Annotated in this window: 20 protein-coding genes, 1 tRNA gene and 1 pseudogene; 20 read left to right on the forward strand and 2 right to left on the reverse strand. The window is 46.2% G+C overall.

What is annotated here, in order from left to right; all coding sequences use genetic code 11:
* Positions 1-391 precede the first annotated feature (391 nt).
* Positions 392-1,240 (reverse strand): AraC family transcriptional regulator, encoded by an 849-nt coding sequence (locus tag AB4Z17_RS21830; protein ID WP_441909245.1) that lies wholly within the window; start codon positions 1,238-1,240, stop codon positions 392-394.
* A gap of 121 nt (positions 1,241-1,361) precedes the next feature.
* Between AB4Z17_RS21830 and AB4Z17_RS21835 the strand changes: the two genes are divergently transcribed.
* From AB4Z17_RS21835 to AB4Z17_RS21900, 14 genes are all read left to right on the forward strand, one after another.
* Positions 1,362-3,431: a beta-galactosidase gene (locus AB4Z17_RS21835; RefSeq protein WP_441962050.1), complete on the forward strand. Its 2,070-nt coding sequence runs from the start codon at positions 1,362-1,364 to the stop codon at positions 3,429-3,431.
* A gap of 235 nt (positions 3,432-3,666) precedes the next feature.
* Positions 3,667-4,920, forward strand: a complete 1,254-nt coding sequence (locus AB4Z17_RS21840) for a methyl-accepting chemotaxis protein (protein WP_441909248.1) — start codon at positions 3,667-3,669, stop codon at positions 4,918-4,920.
* A gap of 100 nt (positions 4,921-5,020) precedes the next feature.
* Positions 5,021-6,016, forward strand: coding sequence for a PstS family phosphate ABC transporter substrate-binding protein (locus AB4Z17_RS21845; protein WP_441909249.1), 996 nt, complete (start codon positions 5,021-5,023; stop codon positions 6,014-6,016).
* 189 nt (positions 6,017-6,205) lie between these two features.
* Positions 6,206-7,069, forward strand: coding sequence for a phosphate ABC transporter permease subunit PstC (pstC, locus tag AB4Z17_RS21850; protein WP_256711019.1), 864 nt, complete (start codon positions 6,206-6,208; stop codon positions 7,067-7,069).
* Between the two features lies 1 nt (position 7,070).
* Positions 7,071-7,946: a phosphate ABC transporter permease PstA gene (gene pstA / locus AB4Z17_RS21855; protein WP_441909250.1), complete on the forward strand. Its 876-nt coding sequence runs from the start codon at positions 7,071-7,073 to the stop codon at positions 7,944-7,946.
* A gap of 12 nt (positions 7,947-7,958) precedes the next feature.
* Positions 7,959-8,714 carry a phosphate ABC transporter ATP-binding protein PstB gene (gene pstB / locus AB4Z17_RS21860; protein ID WP_308999341.1) on the forward strand — a complete coding sequence of 252 codons (756 nt, stop codon included), beginning with the start codon at positions 7,959-7,961 and terminating at the stop codon, positions 8,712-8,714.
* Between the two features lie 108 nt (positions 8,715-8,822).
* Positions 8,823-9,482 carry a phosphate signaling complex protein PhoU gene (gene phoU / locus AB4Z17_RS21865; RefSeq protein WP_076270305.1) on the forward strand — a complete coding sequence of 220 codons (660 nt, stop codon included), beginning with the start codon at positions 8,823-8,825 and terminating at the stop codon, positions 9,480-9,482.
* A 190-nt stretch (positions 9,483-9,672) separates the two neighbouring features.
* Complete coding sequence (locus AB4Z17_RS21870; protein ID WP_441962052.1) at positions 9,673-11,211, forward strand: GGDEF domain-containing protein; 1,539 nt, start codon at positions 9,673-9,675, stop codon at positions 11,209-11,211.
* The gene (locus AB4Z17_RS21875; protein ID WP_441962054.1) at positions 11,208-12,428 is read left to right on the forward strand and encodes an EAL domain-containing protein; all 1,221 of its coding nucleotides are present in this window, start codon (positions 11,208-11,210) and stop codon (positions 12,426-12,428) included. The genes AB4Z17_RS21870 and AB4Z17_RS21875 overlap by 4 nt, the downstream gene beginning before the upstream one ends.
* A 104-nt stretch (positions 12,429-12,532) precedes the next feature.
* Positions 12,533-15,211: a DNA polymerase I gene (gene polA / locus AB4Z17_RS21880; protein WP_441909256.1), complete on the forward strand. Its 2,679-nt coding sequence runs from the start codon at positions 12,533-12,535 to the stop codon at positions 15,209-15,211.
* A 48-nt stretch (positions 15,212-15,259) separates the two neighbouring features.
* Entirely contained in the window at positions 15,260-16,102 is an 843-nt protein-coding gene (gene mutM, locus AB4Z17_RS21885) for a DNA-formamidopyrimidine glycosylase (protein WP_441909258.1), read from the forward strand.
* Positions 16,103-16,242: 140 nt separating this feature from the next.
* A complete protein-coding gene (locus AB4Z17_RS21890; RefSeq protein WP_441962062.1) occupies positions 16,243-16,965 on the forward strand; it encodes an MntP/YtaF family protein in 723 nt (240 codons plus the stop codon).
* Between the two features lie 15 nt (positions 16,966-16,980).
* Entirely contained in the window at positions 16,981-17,577 is a 597-nt protein-coding gene (gene coaE / locus AB4Z17_RS21895; RefSeq protein WP_441962056.1) for a dephospho-CoA kinase, read from the forward strand.
* Positions 17,574-18,140, forward strand: a complete 567-nt coding sequence (locus AB4Z17_RS21900; RefSeq protein ID WP_076270304.1) for a lytic transglycosylase domain-containing protein — start codon at positions 17,574-17,576, stop codon at positions 18,138-18,140. Before coaE ends, AB4Z17_RS21900 begins: the two co-directional genes overlap by 4 nt.
* Before the next feature lie 107 nt (positions 18,141-18,247).
* Here the strand turns inward: AB4Z17_RS21900 and AB4Z17_RS21905 are convergent, their stop codons facing one another.
* Entirely contained in the window at positions 18,248-18,466 is a 219-nt protein-coding gene (locus tag AB4Z17_RS21905; protein ID WP_053377233.1) for an alpha/beta-type small acid-soluble spore protein, read from the reverse strand.
* A 143-nt stretch (positions 18,467-18,609) separates the two neighbouring features.
* Here AB4Z17_RS21905 and nrdR point away from each other — a divergent pair, with 143 nt between their 5' ends.
* From nrdR to AB4Z17_RS21935, 6 genes and pseudogenes are all read left to right on the forward strand, one after another.
* Entirely contained in the window at positions 18,610-19,092 is a 483-nt protein-coding gene (gene nrdR, locus AB4Z17_RS21910) for a transcriptional regulator NrdR (protein ID WP_053377232.1), read from the forward strand.
* A gap of 116 nt (positions 19,093-19,208) precedes the next feature.
* A tRNA-Ala gene (locus AB4Z17_RS21915) sits at positions 19,209-19,285 on the forward strand.
* 53 nt (positions 19,286-19,338) lie between these two features.
* Positions 19,339-19,842: pseudogene (locus AB4Z17_RS21920) on the forward strand (ABC transporter permease); the annotation flags it as partial.
* 21 nt (positions 19,843-19,863) lie between these two features.
* Entirely contained in the window at positions 19,864-20,181 is a 318-nt protein-coding gene (locus AB4Z17_RS21925; RefSeq protein WP_441962064.1) for an ATP-binding cassette domain-containing protein, read from the forward strand.
* Between the two features lie 10 nt (positions 20,182-20,191).
* Positions 20,192-20,671 (forward strand): DUF4265 domain-containing protein, encoded by a 480-nt coding sequence (locus AB4Z17_RS21930; RefSeq protein ID WP_441962058.1) that lies wholly within the window; start codon positions 20,192-20,194, stop codon positions 20,669-20,671.
* Between the two features lie 377 nt (positions 20,672-21,048).
* Positions 21,049-21,570: a DUF4303 domain-containing protein gene (locus tag AB4Z17_RS21935; RefSeq protein WP_441962060.1), complete on the forward strand. Its 522-nt coding sequence runs from the start codon at positions 21,049-21,051 to the stop codon at positions 21,568-21,570.
* Positions 21,571-21,673 lie beyond the last annotated feature (103 nt).

Consider the following 21,673-nt stretch of genomic DNA (forward strand, 5'->3'; position numbering starts at 1 on the left):
GCACGTATGTGYTCTTACAGCCTCCAAAGTAACCTAGATGAGCGTCYRTAAGAACCTATAGGTTCTTATGGAGCCCKTCAGGCGTGCTGCCAAYAGCGGAAAGTCTRCTGTTAGCACGTATRTGYTCTTACAGCCTCCRAAGTAACCTAGCTATGTGCCTGTAAGAACCTATAGGTTCTTACGGAGCCCGTCAGACGTGCTGCCAACAGCGGAATGTCTGCTGTTAGCACGTATGTGTTCTTACAGCCTCCAAAGTAGCCTAGTTGAGCGTCTGTAAGAACCTATAGGTTCTTATGGAGCCCGTCAGGCGTGCTGCCAACAGCGGAAAGTCTGCTGTTAGAACGTATGTGATCTTACGGAGCCAACTCCGAGCTGCCCAATTACCCCCACATCAGCGCATGCCGTGAATTTTTTTAAACTGCTCCGGGCTTAACCCTTCAAGCCGCCTAAAGACGGAGCTGAAGTAGCTGGGGGAGTCGAAGCCGACGCGCTGGGAGATCTCGTGCATCTTGATCTCGCTTTCGCGGAACATAAGCTCCTTGCTCCGATTGACGCGCTCTCGGTTAACGTATGCCATTGGTCGCATTTTCAAAGCTTTCTTAAAAAGCAAGCATAGATACTGTGGCGTTACATCGATACAGCCTGCTAAATCCTTTATCGTAATAAGCTTGCTGTAATTAGCTTCAATATAATGAAGAACAGGCTGCAGCTTCAAGTAGTTTTGTTCTACCGAGTGTGAGCTTACAAGAATAACCTTCATTAAATCAAGTAAAAACATGTAAACCAGCTTTGAGCATTCGAGCCCGAGAAAGGATCGGCCGGATTGCGTCATCGCGTAAATGTTTTTCATGTGGGTAACAATCATATCATGATCAGCAGTTGAATAGACACCGGATTGTGTAATTCCAGCCTGCCTGAACAGCTTGTCGGACAAATCGCCTCTAAAGCTCATCCAAATGATTTCCCAAGGCGCTTGGATTGAAAAATATTGATGCTGCTCGTTCGGAAACAGGCAGAACCCTTGCCCAGCTCGAACGGTCATTTGTTGATCGCCAACATGGAGCTCGCCCGAGCCGCTAATGACTTGCAGCCATTGAAAATGAGGATAGCCGTTTGGACGGTCAATCGGCTCTTGATCGCTCCAATGCCCGATACTCGTGAGATAAACGGGAAGTGACTTGTCTGTCTCTGTCAAAATCGGAAAAACCATCGTGTCGATAGCGGTGGCCTCCTGTTTCATATTTTTATAATGATGCGAAAATACTTTTATATAGTTGGTTTGAGGAACAAGCTATAATATGAATATCATTATAGTATAACCAATAATAGCTGCAAGCAAGACGAAAATGGAGGCAGATGAGATGAGTATGAAATTTCCCCCGATAAGCGCAAAAATTCCGCAAATGCTGCATGGTGCAGATAATAATCCAGATCAATGGCAGAAGTATCCTGAGGTGCTGGAGGAAGACATCCGCCTCATGAAGCTTGCACATTGCAACGTGATGTCTGTAGGCATTTTTGCATGGATGGCGATCGAGCCTGAGGAAGGCGTATTTACATTTGAGTGGCTGGACACGTTGCTTGATAAATTTGCTGCTAACGGCATCTATGCCTTGCTTGCTACACCAAGTGGTGCGCGCCCGGTATGGATGTCTCAAAAATATCCGGAAGTGCTGCGCGTTGCACCTAACGGAATTCGTAATTTGCATGGTGCGCGCCACAACCACTGCTTCAGCTCACCTGTATATCGCGAGAAAGTAACGATCATGAACTCGAAGCTGGCTGAACGTTATTCGGATCATCCTGCGGTAATCGGCTGGCATATATCAAATGAATATGGCGGCGAATGTCACTGCTCGTATTGTGAAGACGCTTTCCGCGACTGGCTGGAAAATAAATACGGTACACTAGAGGCGCTTAACGATGCTTGGTGGACGACGTTCTGGAGCCATACGTATACCGATTGGAGCCAAGTCGAGTCGCCAACCGAGCGTGGCGAGAAAGCGGTTCACGGCCAGAATGTCGACTGGAGAAGATTCGTTACGGATCAAACGGTTGATTTCTGCCGCAACGAAATTGCTCCGCTGCGCGCTGCTAACAGTGAGCTTCCGATTACGACGAACTTCATGCTTGATTTTGAGCCGCTTAACTATTGGAAGTTTACAGAGCTGCTCGATATGATTTCGTGGGATGCTTATCCAACTTGGCACGATAATGGCGGAGACGACAGCGAGCAAGCGGCGTGGATCGGCTTCAACCATGATGTGTTTCGTTCGCTTGGCGGCGGAAAGCCGTTCATGCTGATGGAAAGCACGCCGAGCATGACGAACTGGCAGCCAATCAGCAAAGTGAAGCGTCCAGGCATGCACATGCTGTCATCGCTTCAAGCGGTGGCACATGGCTCAGATACTGTTCAGTATTTCCAGTGGCGCAAGAGCAGAGGCTCAAGCGAGAAGCTGCATGGTGCAGTAGTGGATCATGTCGGCCATGAGCATACTCGCGTTTTCCGCGATGTGGCTGAGCTTGGCGAAGCTTTGGAGAAACTGACTGAAGTAGTAGGTACAACTGTGAAGCCAGAGGTAGCGCTCATCTATGATTGGGAAAATCGTTGGGCAGTAAAGGATTCGCAAGGCCCGCGCAATAGCGGTCTTCATTATGAGGAAACGGCTAAACGCCATTATCGACCGTTCTGGGATCTGGGTGTGCCAGTGGACATTATTGATTCGGAATGCAGCTTTGATTCATACAAGCTTCTTATGGCTCCTATGTTATACATGGTGCGTCCAGGTGTAGGCGAGCGCATTGAACGTTTTGTTGAAAATGGCGGTACTTTCATCGCTACTTATTGGACAGGTATCGTCGATGAGAATGACCTATGCTTCCTAACAGGTTTCCCAGGACCACTGCGCAAGACGCTTGGGATCTGGTCCGAGGAGATCGATTCGCTGCATGATCATGATTCCAATCAGGTCGTGCTGAAGGACGGAAATAAGCTTGGACTGAGCGGCCAATATACAGCACGCGAGCTGTGTGATCTCATCCATCTTGAAGGGGCGGAGGCTCTTGCTGTTTACGGTGAGGATTTTTATGCGGGTCGCCCTGCCTTAACGGTAAATCATTTGGGTGCAGGCAAAGCCTACTATGTTGCATCGCGCAACGAAGCAGCTTTTACAAACGATTTTCTGACTCGGATTATAGAGCAAGAGGGGATCAAGCGTGTTCTTGATTCCGAGCTGCCGCATGGCGTAACTGCACAATTAAGAACGGATGGCGTGAACGACTACGTCTTTGTATCCAACYTCAGTGCAAATGAGGTTTCTGTTGCTTTAGATGCACAGCAGTATACAGATTTGTTGACGGGTGCGGCTCTAAACAACAGTGTTGAATTGAAGCCTTACGGCTGCCGGATCTTGAAACGAGCTTCGAAATAATACTAGTCTCATAGAAAAGCTGTGTGAAGCGTACAGGAAACTGTATGTGGATCACAGCTTTTTTGTTGTATAGTCATAAAGACTCTCTTATTGGAAAATTCAATAGGCATGTTTTTACGGAAATTAAAAAATATATTGTCGAATTTAACATTCCGATAACATTTCTACCTAATTCAATTGATGCTTACGACCTATAGTGAGTGCATAAGGAAAAAGAAGGAAKGGTGAGGGTGAAGTGACAGCGACTGTTCTAGATAAAGAAAAACAATCAGCTATCGAGAAAAATGAGCGTACTGCTCCAAACACACCACTTAACGGAAAAGAACAACAACCGATTGAGGTAAAAGGAACCGATGAAAGGACTGTTAAGCAAGCGGAGCAGCGTGCTGATGAAATAACTATTCGTCCGGTAAAAGCAGAAGCAACGCGCCTGCATCATTTTTTGCGTCAGGCTCCAACAATAGACGCAGAGCATACATGCCGGCAGACGATCGCTGTGTTTAAGAAGCATCCGGAAAGTGAGTGCATTATCGTAACTGGGGAGCAAGGGGCTCCTATCGGTCTGATGATGCGCAATCGTTTCTTCCTGAAGCTGGGCCATCGCTTTAGCGCAGATTTGTATGATGACAAACCGATTACAAAGCTTATGGATGCGAGTCCGCTCGTAGTCGATTATGATTATGCACCGCAGCAGCTCATTGACAGCGCATTAAGCCGACACGAGAGTGTGCTTTACGATTGTGTCATCGTTACGTTAAAAAATAAGCTTGCAGGTATATTGACTGTGTCGGACATGCTCAAGATTTCCCGCCTGCTGCAGCAGGAAGCCGTTGATGCGCAAATGAGTACGATTCGCTCAGCAGAGCAGCGGGTGAGAGAGATCGAACAAGCCGTCAGCAGCGTTCGCAAGTCAACTGAACAAGGCGAGTCAATGTCTGTAGATATGGTCGATTTGACCCTAACCGGCAAAAACGAGCTGGATAAAGTAACAAAAGCTTTTAACGCCATGACGCTGAATTCTGAGCTTCAGGAGAAACGGATGAATGAGCTTCAATCTGAGGCGGGGTCTATCAGCAAAGTTTCTTTATTAATAAAAGAACTGGCAGAGATGAGTAATCTACTCGCGCTGAATGCTTCTATAGAAGCAGCCCGTGCGGGGGAGCATGGGCGCGGTTTTGCGGTTGTCGCTGGCGAAGTGATGAAGCTTGCAGGCCAAACGAAGCAATTTGCGAACGAAATAACGACGTTAACAAAAACGATAGTTGATGCCATTACGCAAACGACAAGTCTTGCTCATTCAGGACGAATGGAGACGATCGCAAGCGAAGCGAATATCAATGAAGCCGTGGAGGTGTTTAATCATCTATTCCGAGCGGCAGCTGATAATCGCAATAGCGCGAAGCAAATTGGCATTTTATCGGAGCAGGCACATCAGCAAGCTGTTCATATCGCAGTCGAAATGAAAAAATTACAGCAATCTTATTTTTAACATGGAGTTTACAAAAACAGAATACGAGGTTTACAAACGGCTAGTAGTATAAGAGGCACGGGGATGAACCCTTACAGACATAATAAGAGGAGTGGTAGAGTTGTTAAAGAAAAAAGGGTTTAAAGGAATTCTAATGTTGTCGATGGTGACGCTGCTCGTATTCGCAGCTGCATGTGGTAATAATAGCGGAAATAAAGGTTCTGAAAATACAGGATCTACGAATAACACTGCAACTAACGCACCAGCTGGTGAAGATGTGAAATTGTCAGGCGAGATTAAAATTGATGGTTCAAGCACAGTGTTCCCACTTACAGAAGCAGCAGCTGAAGAATTCAACAAAGAGCACAAAGACGTTCGCGTTCCTGTAGGCGTATCTGGCACAGGCGGCGGCTTCAAACAATTTTGCGCAGGCGAGATTGCCATTGCAGATGCTTCCCGTCACATCAAGGATGAAGAAGCAGCAGCTTGTAAAGCAGCTGGAATCGAATACACTGAATTGTCTGTAGCATTTGACGGCTTGTCCGTTGTAGTAAGCAAAGACAATGACTTCATCGACCACTTGACAGTAGAAGAGCTGAACAAAATCTTTACAACTGGCAGCACAGTAACAACTTGGAAAGACGTTCGCGACACTTTCCCTGCTGAGCCGATTGTAATGTTCTCACCAGGCGCTGATTCCGGAACTTATGACTACTTTAATGAAGCTATTCTTGAAAAAGCAGGTATTCGCAACGATAAAGCAATCAGCTTCTCTGAAGATGACAACGCACTTGTTCAAGGCGTAGCAGGCAGCAAATACGGCATTGGCTACTTCGGTTTTGCTTACTTTGAAGAAAACCAAGATAAATTGAAAGTTGTTCCTGTAGACGCTGGCAAAGGTGCAGTTTCACCAACGTATGACACTATCAAAGATGGTTCATATGCGCCATTGTCCCGTCCGCTCTTCATCTATGCAAACAATAAAGAGCTTGAGCGTCCAGAAGTGAACGCATTCGTTAAATACTACATCAACAACATCGGTACTTTTGCTGGCGAAGTTGGTTATGTATCACTTCCAGATGAGCAATACGCAACAGAAGCAGCAAAAATTAAATAAGCAACAAACGACCTGATGAAAATGTGTGGTGTCTCGAGGGACATCACCTTTTTATCGGCACAAATGTAAACGAATTGTAAAGGCAAGAAGGAGGACGCTGCAATGCCAAGCCAAGGGCTGCAAACGGTCAGTAAGGCTCAAACAAACAGCAAGGAAGTCTATGATTTCAAAAATAAACGCGTAAGCATCATGAACAAATTGATGCCAATCCTATTGTTCCTGTGTGCATCCGTATCTGTTCTAACTACAATAGGTATTGTCGTCACACTCATCTCAGAGACCTATCAGTTTTTTCAAAAAATACCGATTTTTGATTTCTTGTTTGGGACCAAATGGTCACCGTTAATTCCGCCCAAAAGCTTCGGCGTTTTGCCGCTCCTGTCAGGCACGCTCATGATCACGTTTATCGCTTGTTTAGTCGCTATCCCACTAGGGCTTGCAAGTGCCATTTACTTATCAGAATATGCACCGAAGCGAGTTCGTAAAGTAATTAAACCGATATTGGAGGTACTCGCAGGAGTTCCAACCATCGTATATGGTTACTTTGCTCTTAGCTTGGTTACACCGCTTATTCAAAGCATCTTTCATAGCGCCGGCGTGTTCAACGCATTAAGTGCCGGTATTGTTGTCGGTATTATGATTATTCCTATGGTTTGCTCGCTAAGCGAGGATGCGATGTCCTCTGTACCGCGCAGCTTGCGTGACGGCGCTTATGCGCTTGGCGCAACACGGTTCGAGGTTGCTTTGAAAATCGTTGTGCCAGCAGCCTTCTCGGGTATCGTGGCTTCTGCCGTACTTGCTTTCTCAAGGGCGATCGGCGAGACGATGATCGTTACGGTAGCGGCAGGCTCTACACCTAATATGACGGCTAATCCGCTCGAGAGCATCCAGACGATGACCGCTTATATCGTTCAGGTCAGCCTTGGGGATACGCCGCATGGAACGGTTGAGTATGGATCGATCTTCGCGGTCGGCATGACGTTGTTCGTCATTACATTCCTGCTCAATATTCTTGCCCAGTACATTGCAAGAAGATTCAGAGAGGAGTACTAAGATGAACATATTTCTAGATGCAAACCGCAAGCAAATTGCTAATCGGCGGAAAAAGGATTGGATGCTTCATATCCTGTTCGTCGCCGCCACTTCCATCGGCGTTCTCGCGCTTTGCGCGTTAATCGTAGATATTTTGATCGACGGTATTGCAAGGCTCCAGCCTGATCTATTCACGAACTTCCCGTCTCGCAAAGCGGACGGTTCCGGAATGAAGTCGGCGCTGGTTGGTACGATTTACATGCTGCTTATTATGGCGCCTATTTCCTTTATTTTTGGAGTAGGAGCTGCGATTTACTTGGAGGAATACGCGAAGAAGGGCCGGATTACCCGGATGATTCAGCTTAATATCAGTACACTAGCGGGCGTTCCGTCCATCGTATACGGTATTTTGGGCTTAACCTTGTTCGTACGCCTGCTTGCGCTTGACCGCAGCCTCATTGCAGGGGCGCTCACGATGACGCTGCTTGTGCTTCCTATTATTATCGTTTCCGCACAAGAGGCAATTCGTGCCGTTCCAAAATCACGCCGTGATGCTTCGTTCGCTCTAGGCGCGACCAAGTGGCAGACCGTTTCTCGCTCTGTTATGCCCTCAGCTCTTCCGGGCGTACTGACTGGCGTCATTCTTGCTATGTCTCGTGCAATTGGAGAAACGGCACCGCTAGTTATGATCGGAGCATTAACGTATGTTGCCTTTTTGCCAGAAGGTCTTAAGGATTCGTTTACGGTTATTCCTATTCAAGTGTACAACTGGTTGTCTAAGCCACAGCTTGAATTTAAGGAGCTTGCGGCCAGCGGTATTATCGTTTTACTAGCGCTGCTGTTGCTAATGAACTTTTCGGCTATTTTGCTTCGCAACAAGTATCAGAAGAATATTTAGGAGGAAAACGATATGGAAGCACTTATTAATATTAACAAGCTGAATTTGTTTTACGGCGCTTTCCACGCTTTGAAGGATGTAACGCTAACGATACCTGAGAAAGCAATCACTGCATTCATCGGTCCATCCGGCTGCGGAAAGTCAACTTTGCTTCGTACACTAAACCGTATGAACGATATGATTCCGGGCACTCGGATTGAGGGAGGTATCGCCATTGGCGGTACTGAAATTTACTCGAATGAAGTGGATGTTGAAACACTGCGCAAAAAGGTCGGCATGGTATTCCAACAGCCGAATCCATTCCCGAAATCGATCTATGATAACGTGGCATACGGTCCTCGCCTGCATGGTATTACTAGCAAGCGCGAGCTCGATGAAATTGTAGAAACAAGCTTGAAATCCGCGGTATTGTGGGATGAAGTAAAGGATCACTTGAAACGTTCTGCATTCGGTTTATCTGGTGGACAGCAGCAGCGCCTTTGTATTGCCCGCGCACTTGCAGTAAACCCGAATATTTTGCTTATGGATGAGGCGACATCAGCGCTTGACCCGATTTCCACGCTGAAAATTGAAGAGCTTGCTCAAGAATTGAAAGATAAATACACAATCGTGATGGTTACTCACAACATGCATCAGGCAGCCCGCGTATCCAATCAAACGGTGTTTTTCTTGAATGGCGAGGTCGTTGAGTACTCGGATACGGAGAAGCTGTTCTCCAATCCAACCGATCAGCGCACAGAAGATTATATAAGCGGACGTTTCGGCTAAGCCAGACGGATCGTGGGAGAAAACTTCTATTCAAGAGGCTGAATCATATGATTTTGGCCTTGCGAAAGATGTTGTTTTACAAACCTTGTAGGGGGAATGCCGTTCATGATGACCACGCGTAAAGAGTTTGACCAAGGACTAGAGCATCTTCATAATTTGCTGATTGATATGGGTACTTTTGTTGAAAAAGCGCTCGTAGAATCGATGGAAGCATTAAAAACCGTTGATGTTGACCGTGCGAAGCAGGTCATAAAGCTGGACCCGTCGCTTAACCAAATGGAAGAAAAGATTACGGAAATCGGCTCGAAGCTGATCGCTACGCAGCAGCCTGTTGCCAAGGATTTGAGAAGAATTCTGTCCTCGTTTAAAATCGCAAGCGATTTGGAGCGTATGGGCGATCTCTCCGTTGATATAGCTAAGGTTGTATTGCGTTTAGAGGGTCAGGAGCTAATAAAACCGTTAATCGATTTGCCGCGTATGGCTGAAATTGTTCAGCTTATGACATACGAATCCATTCAATCGTTTATTCAAGAAAACGTGGATCTTGCTTACAAAATGGCGAAGGACGACGATCAGGTTGATGCCCTGTATGGACAAATTACGCGCGAGCTTTATTCCCTTATGATGGAAAACCCTCGCAACATTACACAGTCATCGCTTCTTACTCTCGTCGGACGTTACCTCGAAAGATTCGGTGATCACGCGACGAACATCGGTGAGAGCGTCGTTTATCTCGTAACGGGCAATCGTCCGGATTTGAACGTATAACCTACTGAAAACATACTTAAGACCGCCCAAGCTTAGCTGCTGGACGGTTTTTTTGTTTAGGAGAAAAGAACTAAGAAAAATGTCGAATTTTACCGCAAGTTAATCCTTTTATGCATCTCTATTCACAATTGGYTGGTAAAGTAATACATAAAGGAACTGAAATAGACGATAGTCGATTGAGGGGATTGGCATGAATGGAGTCGGGGTTGGTTTATTCAATCGAGATATGCTCCGCAGCATAAAAGAGCGCTGGCATGAAGGCGGAATTGGTGTCATCTACGTCCGTTTTCGCCTCGGGAATACAGCAGCAGAATCAGCATTGCAGCTATGGGAGGGCACGGAGGCAAGGCTTTTCTGGCGTCAGCGCCTTGAATGGGATTACTTTTATTTATTTGATCGGCAGCAGAAGGATGAACCGATCATTCGAGTGGTCGAGAAAGCGATGGAGCGGCTTATTGATAGGCTTAGGAAGTCTGAGGCAAAAAAGGAAGACGGGGCTTTCTCAGACACCGATCTGGAGGTAAGCATAGGTCTTTCAACTGCATACCCTCCAGCAACCGGCCGTTCCTCGGAGTCGGTTGTTTATCGGATGATTCTTGATGCGATGGAGCAAAGCGCATATAACGTTACTCTCGGAAGGAACCGCCAAGAATCTCTAGCCGAAGGCAAACCGGAAATAGAAAACTACGGTCAGATTATCGGAGCAGGCGAGCCAGTGCAGCAGCTGCATTTGCCGGGGAACCATAGCCGAACCGTTCGAATTGGCGGGCTTGCTGCACCTTTTCCAATATTTCCTGCTCGGGCAAGGGTATCTGAGGTTGCTTATTTTTTCGATACGAATGCGAAGGCGCAAGGCGCGGTCATTGTCGATAAAGGCAGACCTATAGGCATCTTAATGAAAGAGAAGCTGCATCAAATGTTAGCTGGGCAATTCGGGCTGCCTCTTTATTGGAACAGACCGATTGAGCGGATTATGAACAATCAACCGCTTATTGTGGATGAGCAGCTTACTGTCGAACATGTATCTCAGCTGGCAATGGCAAGGGATTTCTCGCAGCTATACGATGTCGTTCTTATTACGAAGGATGGACAGATGGCAGGAGCAGCTACGATCAGGTCTATCTTGGAATGCATGACGGCGCTTCGCACAGAGGCAGCACGAACAGCTAATCCGCTTACGGGGCTGCCGGGAAACGAGGAAATTCAGCTTGAACTGAGCCGGCGGATCGGACAAGGTGAGCCGTTTGCTGTCGTTTATGCGGACTTGGACTATTTTAAATGGTATAACGATTCCTTTGGTTTTGGGCTCGGAGATAATTTGATCCGCTATTTGGGAGATATTCTGCGCATGGAGCTTGATCAGCTCGGAGCAGGCGACGACTTTGTCGGACATATAGGCGGAGATGATTTCATCGTAGTAATGAGAGCAGATTCAGCGGAGCAACTATGTCAGACTATGATAAAGCGTTTCGATAGCGGGATTAAAGCATTTTACGGCGGCGCCCAAGTAACGACGGTTGAGGATCGAGAGGGCAATCTCATTGATCAGGAGGGTGTAACGCTTTCTTTGTCGCTCATGTTATGGGATGGCAGAGTAGCGCTTGCGGCAGATGATATTCCGAGGATTGCGGCAAAGCTGAAGAAACAAGCTAAAGCTCTTAAAGGCAGCGTCTATGTCATGGATCAAATTATAGGAATGCATCATGGAGAGGAACGGAACGGAAATTGAGACAACTACGGGACATATGGCGGCTAAACGATACGGAAAACGTGAGCTCGGGTCATCTTGGTATTATTTATTTATCATGGCAGTTTCCTACGGATGTTCGGAAAAATCATTTATCCGCGCAGCATGAGAAATGGCGTGTTTTTGCAGAGAATGAGGTGAAGGCTGCATTTGGAAGCTCTCTACTATATGAAGGGCTGCAATGGATGAAGGAGGATTTATTTATCCATATGCGCTTGCCGGCCGGGCATCAACTGCTGCAGGAGGACTGGCTGCTTGAGCTGGCCTATAAGCATACCGCTGATTGGGAGAAACAATTTGCAGAGGAGATTTGCTTTGAGGGGCTAGCTGATGTGCTTGGGAAGCTTCATGTTGGTGTATCTGTCGTACCCAATGAAAATGACCCTGTGGATGGCCTCGTCTGGTATGATGCGATGAAAAAAGCAATTTTGCACGGGCAATCCGCCGGATCGATGGAACGAAGCTTGAAGCGCCGAGCGCTGGAACGAGTCATTAGCGAGCGGCTTATTCAGCCAGTATATCAGCCTATCGTATCGCTGCTGCGCGAAGGAGAGGTATTTGGCTTCGAAGCGCTATCGCGTACGCAGGATCAAACTTGGTTCTCCGGACCAATGGAGCTCTTTCAGTGTGCTGAGCAGGAGGGTTTGACTTATAGCTTGGATAGACTGGCGAGAGAAAAGGCGATAGACGGCTGTCTGCGGCTCATGCCAGGGCAAAAGCTATTCATCAATGTGATGGCGCAAATTATGGAGGATCCAAGCTTCTCGCCTGGCCAAACGCTCAGTCTGCTGGAGCAGCATAAGCTATCGCCCCATCATGTTGTATTTGAAATTACAGAACGAAGCTCAATCGCGGATTTTGGTTCTGTGAAGAAGGCGCTGGAGCATTACCGAAGCCAAGGTTATCAAATTGCAATTGATGATGTTGGAGCGGGTTATTCGTCATTGCAATCAATCGCTGAGCTGCGTCCTGATTATTTGAAGGTGGATCGGTCGATTATTCAGAATATCCACTTGGATGAGATGAAGGAGCATATTTTGTACACGCTGGTTCAGATTGCAGCAAAAATGGATATTTCCATTATCGCCGAAGGCATAGAACTTGAAGCAGAGCTTGCGAAGGTGCGTGAGATGGGGATTGAATACGCTCAAGGGTATTTATTAGGCAGGCCTGCTCCTTTTCACTCCATGATGATGTAACCGATACAAAAAAGGGCTAACCTATGGCTGCGATGCTTGGGAATAGCCCTTTTTGTGGTATACTTAAAGGTATGAATGTTACATAAAGAAGGTGTTGATTCCTTATGGAAAAATGGATGCTAATTGACGGAAACAGTATAATCTACCGTGCGTTTTTTGCTTTGCCGCCGCTCACGAATTCGGCGGGCAATCACACGAATGCGATTTTTGGGTTTACAACGATGCTGCTTAAGCTGCTTGAACAAGAAAAGCCGACTCATGTGCTGGTGGCATTTGATGCCGGCAAGGTCACTTTTCGCCATGAAGGTTATGCAGAATATAAAGGCGGAAGACAAAAGACACCGCCAGAGCTGTCAGAGCAATTCCCAGTGCTTAAGGAACTGCTTCAAGCCTTTAGCATTTCGCAGTTTGAGCTGTCCGGTTACGAGGCCGATGATATTATCGGTACGCTAACGAAAGCAGCCGACGAGAAAGGTGTAGAAGCTTTTGTCGTTACTGGAGATAAAGATATGCTGCAGCTTGCTTCAGACAAAGTAACCATTGCGGTAACACGCAAAGGCGTTAGTGATGTTGAACTTTATACACCAGAGACGATCCAAGAGAAATACGGCCTTGTGCCGATGCAAATTATCGATCTTAAGGGGCTCATGGGGGATACCTCAGACAACATCCCTGGAGTTCCGGGTGTAGGCGAGAAAACGGCGCTTAAGCTGCTTCATGAGCATGGATCGGTTGAAAGCGTGCTTGATAACTTGGACAAGCTGAAGGGCAAGCTGAAGGAAAACATTGAGAGCCATAAAGATGATGCTACGATGAGCAAGCGCTTGGCGACGATCTTCCGAGAAGTGCCTATAGAAAAGTCTATCGATGACATTCGTTATGACGGGTATGATGGTTCGAAGCTGGCTGAGGCGTTCCGCAAGCTGGAATTCAAATCATTAATTGATCGGTTGGAGCTAGGTGCTGAAGCAGGCGATATGGATAAGGAAGCCGAAGCTGCTGCTGCTGATTTGAATATTAATGTGATCGAATCAGAAAAAGACGCAGAGATGCTGGAGAAGCTTATTCAGCTGCTCCAGAAGTCGGACAAAAATGGCTTGTATATCGAAGCCATTGGGGAGAATCCACATCATGCCGAGCTGATTGGCCTTGCTATCGCCACCGATGAAGCGGTGTATGTAATGCCATATTCAGTGCTTAAGCAGCCTTTCGCAGCAAAGCTTCGCGACTGGCTCGAACAAGCGGACAAGCCGAAATACGGCTTTGATCTCCATAAGGTGGAGCTCGCACTCAAATGGAGCGGAATCAGCTTCGAGGGTTCTGCTTTTGATGTGCAGCTGGCAGCCTATTTGCTCGATCCTACAGAAGCAAGCCAGACATTAAGCGGCATTAATGAGAAGCAGGGGTTGTCGACACTGCCGCCGGATGAAGCTGTTTATGGCAAAGGCGCGAAATTCAGAGTGCCTGATGCCGATACGCTTTACCGCCATTTATCGCTGAAAGCGGAAGCTGTTCGGAAGCTCGTGCCTTTGTTAACCGAAGAGCTAAGCAATACGGGCATGAGCAAGCTTTATTTTGATATGGAGCATCCATTGTCCCGCATTCTTGCAGGAATGGAGTTTCAGGGCATTAAAGTAAAGTCCGAGGAGCTGGAGGCGCTGGGCCGTAACTTGGAGAGTAAGCTGACAACAATCATTAGCAGCGTGTACAAGCTTGCTGGCACGGAATTTAATATCGGATCGCCAAAGCAGCTGGGTGAGATTTTATTCGAGAAGCTTGGTCTGCCTGCTAAGAAAAAGACAAAAACAGGTTATTCGACGGATGCTGAGGTGCTGGAGGAGCTTGCGCCTTATCACGAGATTATTCCGCTTATTCTGCATTATCGTCAGCTCTCGAAGCTGCAATCTACTTATGTAGAGGGCTTGCTCAAAGAAGTGCGCAAGGAAACAGGCAAAATTCACACGTATTATCGCCAGACCATTGCAGCTACTGGTCGTCTAAGCAGTCAGTTCCCTAACCTGCAGAACATTCCGATTCGTCTTGAGGAAGGACGCCAAATTAGGAAAGCCTTTGTACCGTCCGAGCCGGGCTGGTCCATCGTAGCAGCTGACTATTCACAAATTGAGCTTCGTGTGCTCGCGCATATTGCTGATGATGAGAATATGAAGGAAGCGTTCATTAAGGACATGGATATTCATACCAAAACCGCGATGGATGTATTCGGCGTAACTGCCGAGGAGGTAGATTCTAACATGCGTCGTTCGGCAAAAGCGGTCAACTTCGGCATCGTGTATGGCATCAGCGATTTTGGCTTATCGCAAAACCTTGGCATTTCCCGTAATGAAGCTGGGAAGTTTATTGCGGATTACAAGGAGGTTTTCAAAGGCGTTCGCCAATATATGCACGATATCGTTCAGCAAGCGAAGCGCGACGGGTATGTGGCCACACTGCTTGAGCGCAGGCGTTATCTGAATGACATCAATGCTTCTAATTTCAACTTGCGATCCTTTGCTGAACGTACGGCGATGAATACACCGATTCAAGGTACTGCGGCAGATATTATTAAGCTGGCCATGGTCCATATGGACGCTGCGCTGCGCGAACGCAAGCTGAAGAGCCGCATGCTGCTGCAGGTGCACGATGAGCTCGTGTTTGAAGTGCCGCAAGAGGAGCTGGAGCTGATGAAGACGCTTGTGCCTGAAGTGATGGCTGGAGCGCTCAAACTTGATGTTCCTTTGAAGGCCGATATGAGTTTCGGTGACAATTGGTATGAAGCAAAGTAACCCACTGGCGGGCAGTTTCGGGTATAATGGTTGTTGAGGTGAGGAGAAATGCCTGAATTGCCAGAGGTAGAAACAGTTAGAAGAACATTAATTGAACTTGTAGCGGGAAAACGAATCCAATCCGTAACCGTTAGACTCCCGCGTATTATACAGCGTCCAGCAGAACCTGAACAGTTCGCGGATGCGCTTGTCGGACATACGATCCAGACGGTTGAGCGGCGCGGCAAGTTTTTGCGGATCATCTTGGACGGGCTCGTACTTGTATCGCATTTGCGAATGGAAGGCCGATATGGGGTTTTCCCATCGGAAGAGCCGATTGAGCTGCATACCCATGTTATCTTTCATTTCGAAGATGGCACGGATTTGCGTTATAAGGACGTTCGCCAGTTCGGTACAATGCATTTATTTGAGGAAGGGCAGGAGCTTGAGCTTCCGCCGCTTAACAAGCTTGGTATAGAGCCGCTTGAGCCAGCCTTTACGCTTGAAGCGCTTCGCGGTAAGCTCGAGAAACGCGCGACTAAGATTAAGCCGCTATTGCTTAATCAAGAGCATATTGTCGGTTTGGGCAACATTTATGTCGACGAAGCTTTATTTCAAGCACGCATCCATCCGGAGCGAACACCTAACACATTGAAGCCGGCCGAATGGAAGCGACTTTATGAAGCGATACGCTCGACACTGGGAAATGCGGTTGAAGCAGGCGGTTCGTCTATTAAATCGTACGTTAATGGACAAGGTGAGATGGGAATGTTTCAGCATCAGCTGCTTGTATACGGCAAGAAGGATGAGCCTTGTCCAACTTGTTCAAGACCGATCCATAAATTTGTTGTTGGCGGCCGCGGCACGCATATTTGCAATAAATGCCAGACACTGCAAGCATCAGGAAAATAATACGAATCTCAGCAAATGTTAACCAACATGCACAGTCAAATACTCCCCGCATATGATAAGTGTGTTACGAACAATAGGCGGATGTCTACTTACAGCTTCTTGTGAGCCGGATCGCCGCTGTGCGGGGAGGGACTAAAACATTGTTCGCGCATGTAGTTTCATTATTAGTTCTTGCTGTTGCTGTTAGCGTAGACGGTTTTGGTGTTGGCGTTACTTACGGTTTGCGGAGAATCCGCATACCGATTGTGTCAATACTGATTATTGCTTGCTGCTCTGGTATTATTATTTATTTGTCCATGCAGGTTGGCGGATTGATAACCACGTTCCTGTCTGAATTCGTTGCGCGTCTCATTGGCGCATGTGTCCTCATGCTGATTGGTGTCTGGGCGCTATTGCAGCTTAGACGAAACAAACAGCAGCAGGATGATGTGAGGCATGAGCACGTAGAAACTGCAGTACAAGAAAGTGCTGCTACGGCAGAAGCTGGCGCAAAAACACATGCCGGAGAGATCGCGAGTGCTGCGCTTGTCGTTATGGTAGAGCTGAAGCGTCTAGGGCTCGTTATTCAGATTTTGCGCACGCCACAGTCGGCTGACGTCGATAAATCAGGCACCATCTCTGCATCGGAGGCCGTCATGCTTGGCTTTGCATTATCACTTGATGCATTTGGAGCTGGACTTGGGGCTGCGTTGATCGGATTGCCTTCCTTACTTACGGCTTTAACCATAGCGGCGGCGAGTGCGCTTTTTCTTGTAGGCGGCATCCGTTTTGGCTTTCGTTTCTCCGCATGGAAAGGCATGCAGACATTAGCTATGCTGCCAGGCATATTATTAATCATAATCGGAATCATGAAGCTGTTATAATTTGAGGTGAAAAGGATGATAATCGGATTAACCGGCGGTATTGCCAGCGGCAAAAGCACAATCGCAAACATGCTCGTCGAACGCGGTGCGCTGCTGGTCGATGCCGATCAAGTCGCAAGGGAGGTTGTACTTCCCGGGGAACCAGCATTAGAGGCAATCGCCTCTACGTTTGGACAAGCTGTCCTTGAAACGGACGGTTCTCTTAACCGCAAAGCTCTCGGCGAAATTGTGTTTCGCGATAAACAATCATTAGCAAAGCTTGAATCCATAACCCATCCTGCTATACGGGCGCGGATGCAGCAAACCATACATACTTACGCGCAGCAGTATCCAGAACGATTAGTAGTAGCTGACGTGCCGCTGCTATACGAGACGAATCAGGAGCATCTGTACGAAGGCATATTGGTCGTATATGTACCCGCTGAGCTTCAGAAAAAGCGTTTAATGGAACGAAACCAATTGCCTGAGGAAGAAGCAAGCCGGCGCATCGCACTGCAAATGGACATTGAGCAAAAGAGACTGAAAGCGGATTGGGTCATCGATAACAGCGGATCGCTGGAGGAGACACAGCGTCAGCTGGATGAATTTTGGAAAAGTATGTGTTTGCCATGAGGGTATTCCAAAAGAAAAGGGTGTTGCTCGTCCTCCTGCTTGGTTTATTGACGATTTTATTTCTCAAATCAGATTGGCTTGCGGAGTGGATGTATCCGGTTCATTACAAAGAAGACATTCGTGCAAGTGCTTCTAACTATGGCGTTGAGTCGCATTTAGTGGCCGCGATTATTCGCAGTGAAAGCAATTTTCAGACTGGCAAGGAATCGAAGAAGGGTGCACTGGGCTTAATGCAAATTATGCCTGATACGGCTGCATGGGTCGTTCAAAAAGCAGGATTTCAAGCCGTAACGGATGACATGCTTATGAATCGTGCAGACGTTAGCATTGAGGTTGGCGCGTGGTATTTAAGATCTCTTAGCCAACAATTTGATCAAAATAAGATAGCTGCAATTGCTGCATACAACGCGGGTCCAGGGAATGTTCGCAAGTGGCTTGACTCGGGGACTTGGGATGGAACGATCGAATCGGTTAAAGAAATTCCGTTTGGAGAAACTAGACACTATGTGCAGAGAGTCATTTACTATTATAATAAGTATAAGGACTTATATCCGAGTCTTTAATAGATGATCCTTAACGATAACGAAAATAAATGAAGCCTTGGAGGCTCGTCTCTTCATGGACGAGCCCTGCCAAAGCTTCGGTTATTCATACAACTTTTAATGAATCATTATTTGTATTGACCAGCAAGGGATTGCTCGGCAATTTGCACTAGGCGACGGGTAATGTATCCCCCGATGGAGCCTGCGTCTTTTGTAGCCATGTTGCCGTAGTATCCGTCTTGCGGAATTGCGATGCCTAGCTCTTGAGCAACTTCATATTTCATTTGGTCAAGGGCAGCTGTCGCTTGTGGCACTACCAATTGGTTACTGCTGCGGGATGCGCTCATGTATGTTCACCTCCTTGCGGTTGGTAAAAGTATTATGTGCAAAAATCTGAACTTCATTACAGGAATTACATGGAAATTCAAATTTTTTTTCGAAGAGTTCATTTTTGAGGCTCAAGCGACTAAGAAAGGAGGCAATACGCATCATGAAATGCCCATACTGTGACTATGCCGGAACGAAAGTATTAGATTCAAGGCCCGCCAACGAAAACAAATCCATTCGTCGCCGCCGTGAATGCGAAAAGTGCAGCCGCCGCTTCACGACATTCGAAATGATTGAAGAGACGCCTCTGATCGTCATCAAAAAAGATGGCAGCCGTGAAGAGTTCAGCCGTGACAAAATATTGCGGGGTCTTATCCGCGCCTGCGAGAAGCGTCCGGTTCCTGTGGAGCGCCTAGAGGTAATCGTATCCGAGGTTGAGAAGGAGCTGCGCACAACGGCACATGCCGAAGTTGATAGCAGCGATATTGGTGGAATCGTTATGAACGAGCTTTATCCTGTAGATGAGGTAGCTTATGTCAGGTTCGCATCTGTTTATCGCCAATTCAAGGACATTGATATGTTCATGAAGGAGCTTAATAATTTGCTGTCCAAACACCCGCTCAATGGTATGATAGATAAGGATTGACAGTTTTGACGACCCTATGCTAAGATCAATCTTGTCGTCATTTGGGGCCTTAGCTCAGCTGGGAGTCCACTTATGGTTGGTTACACTACCATAAAGAACTGCATAAGAATGATCACGGGGAATTAGCTCAGTCTGGGAGAGCGCTTCGCTGGCAGCGAAGAGGTCAGGGGTTCGAGCCCCCTATTCTCCACCAACACTTTAAACTTAAACGGCAGAGATGCCGTTTTTTTTTTGTATTGATTTGATTTTGTTGCACTGCTAGCTGTGCTGGTGATTTCGGCATTTATCATGATTGTTCCGCAGAACCTGTACAACACGATTTCCTCAAAAAGCTTTATCAGTTATATGGAGATTGGAAACTACGATCTGCGCATACAGACCAACAATATCGATAATATCTCTGGAAAAGTCACTGAAATCGTTGAGACGATGAAAAGCGATCAAGCCATATCAAAGGTTGGCGTTCTTACAACAAAAACATTCAAGGCAAAAACGGAAAACGGATCAGAGGAAAATATTAAAATTGAGCTTGGCGACCATTCGATATTTCCTATCGTATATTCCAAGGGCAAAGCACCCGCAGCAAATGATGAAATTGCATTTTCGACTATATATGCCGATGTGATGAGCAAAAAGGTTGGCGATGACATTACGCTGGTGATTGAGGGACTGGAGAAAGATCTCACGGTTAGCGGAATCTATTCCGACATTACCAACGGTGGCAAAACCGCCAAGGCTGTATTTGCCGACAAAGAGAATGAGCTTTCAGATATACGTAGAACAAAAATGGTATTTGTTTTTCAACAGCCGACTATGCTAAAAAATCTAAATATCCTCGACAACGTCATTCTTCCATCAATGCGCGACAACAGAAAAAACGCCGAAAAAATATCAGAGAAGGCAAGAGTGCTTATGAAAAGGGTGGGCATTGCGGAGCTTGAAAAGCGAGATGTTACACAGGTTTCGGGCGGTCAGCTTCAACGTGCGGGAATATTCTGTTTTAAAATAAATGATCTAACCGGACTCAAATATACAAACGACTCAACGAGGTCCGTTATGTTAGCGGAATTTATCCTAAGAGGTAGATGAGGAGCATCGTATGGAAGATAAATTAACATTGATCAAGGTTATTGCTGACAGAAATTCACAAGGAACTGTTTTAGAAGAGCTTCCTGCAGAATACCTAAGTGATCAAAAATTCAAATTATGTGCATCACCAGGGCTAGCTCTAGGCCTTGCGAAAGGAGATACAATAAAACTCCATCCGAGCGGAGATTTTGAATTAATAAAACATGGCGGAAATTTCTGCATTCAAATTTACAACGAACAGCCTAAAAAAGAAAAGATAAAAGCAGCTGAATCTATAGTCAAGCGAGAGCTTTCGGGTTCTTTAGATGGATTTCATAATGGTTCACTTGCCTTCACCGCTCCCATCAGCAATGGATTTCATGCCACCAATAATGTTTTCAATAAAATTAGAAATTTATTGGAATCTGAATACTATTACTCTAATATTTACAAAAATCCATATAATTTAGAAGATGAAGAGTTAGTTAGTTGGGCTAGAGATCTGGATTAATTGGTTCGACAGATTGCAGATATGCAGTCTTAACCCTCCATAAATACATCGAATATCCTAAAAGCATCAATAACAAAAAAAGTATAGAAAAACTCGAAGACATCGAATTATTCGCCGAAACGGAATTATGCCTAGGAGATAAAAATCTTGGCCTTTTTTTATTGAAGGCACTAGCATCTATTGAGCGTCAGTTTTCCGATGTGGATGATATTGTCCTTAGAGCAAAAGAAGCTGTCATTAAGCAACAATCATCGAAAGGAAACTAAGTAACTTCGTATATAAGCACTCAAGGGTAGAATCCAGATTCTGCTAACGACTTGCATACTGCGACATCAACTCTATTTGCTAGGCAGAGACATATTCTTATGAGGTGAAAAATGCTAGAAAATATCGATCTTGTGAAATTAATTAGAGACTCAGCTCAAAACTTCTTTTCCGAATTACGAAAATCTAACCCAACCGATGAGTTTTGCGCCTTCGGACTCTATTCAGATGAAGGAGCAATGACTGTTTGCCCTTCTGCAAACACAAAAGAATATCTGAAGGAGAAATGCGAAAAAGACCCGGACGAACCGTTGTACTACAAATGGAGTCCCGCTGAGTGGAAGTATGAATTCTCTGGATATGAGTGGTTTAATGACGTACAGCAAGTCATCGAGCAGTTTCATAAATCACCCCATACAGATGAACAGTTTACCAATTTTCAGGGATACCTATATGATTCATGCATACTCGCTCTGGAACAGTTGAGATCAGATGGATTTTTTCAAAAATGTATAGTTGTTTTTTCCGTAACAGATTATTTAGATGATGAAAAAGAGATTTCTTGGATCTATCGTCTAAATGATCCCAAAGAGGCATCCGAATTCGAAAATTGGGTTAAAGATCAAGAAGATTGATTATTTCACCCATACCTTTAGAAAAGGTGGTTTAGGCAACACTGCAAAGTTTCATTGATATCCGCCGGCATTACAGATCCACGCTGATGGCCAGTACAAGCAG

It is taken from the genome of Paenibacillus sp. TAF43_2 (assembly GCF_052113545.1).
GTDB lineage: Bacteria > Bacillota > Bacilli > Paenibacillales > Paenibacillaceae > Pristimantibacillus.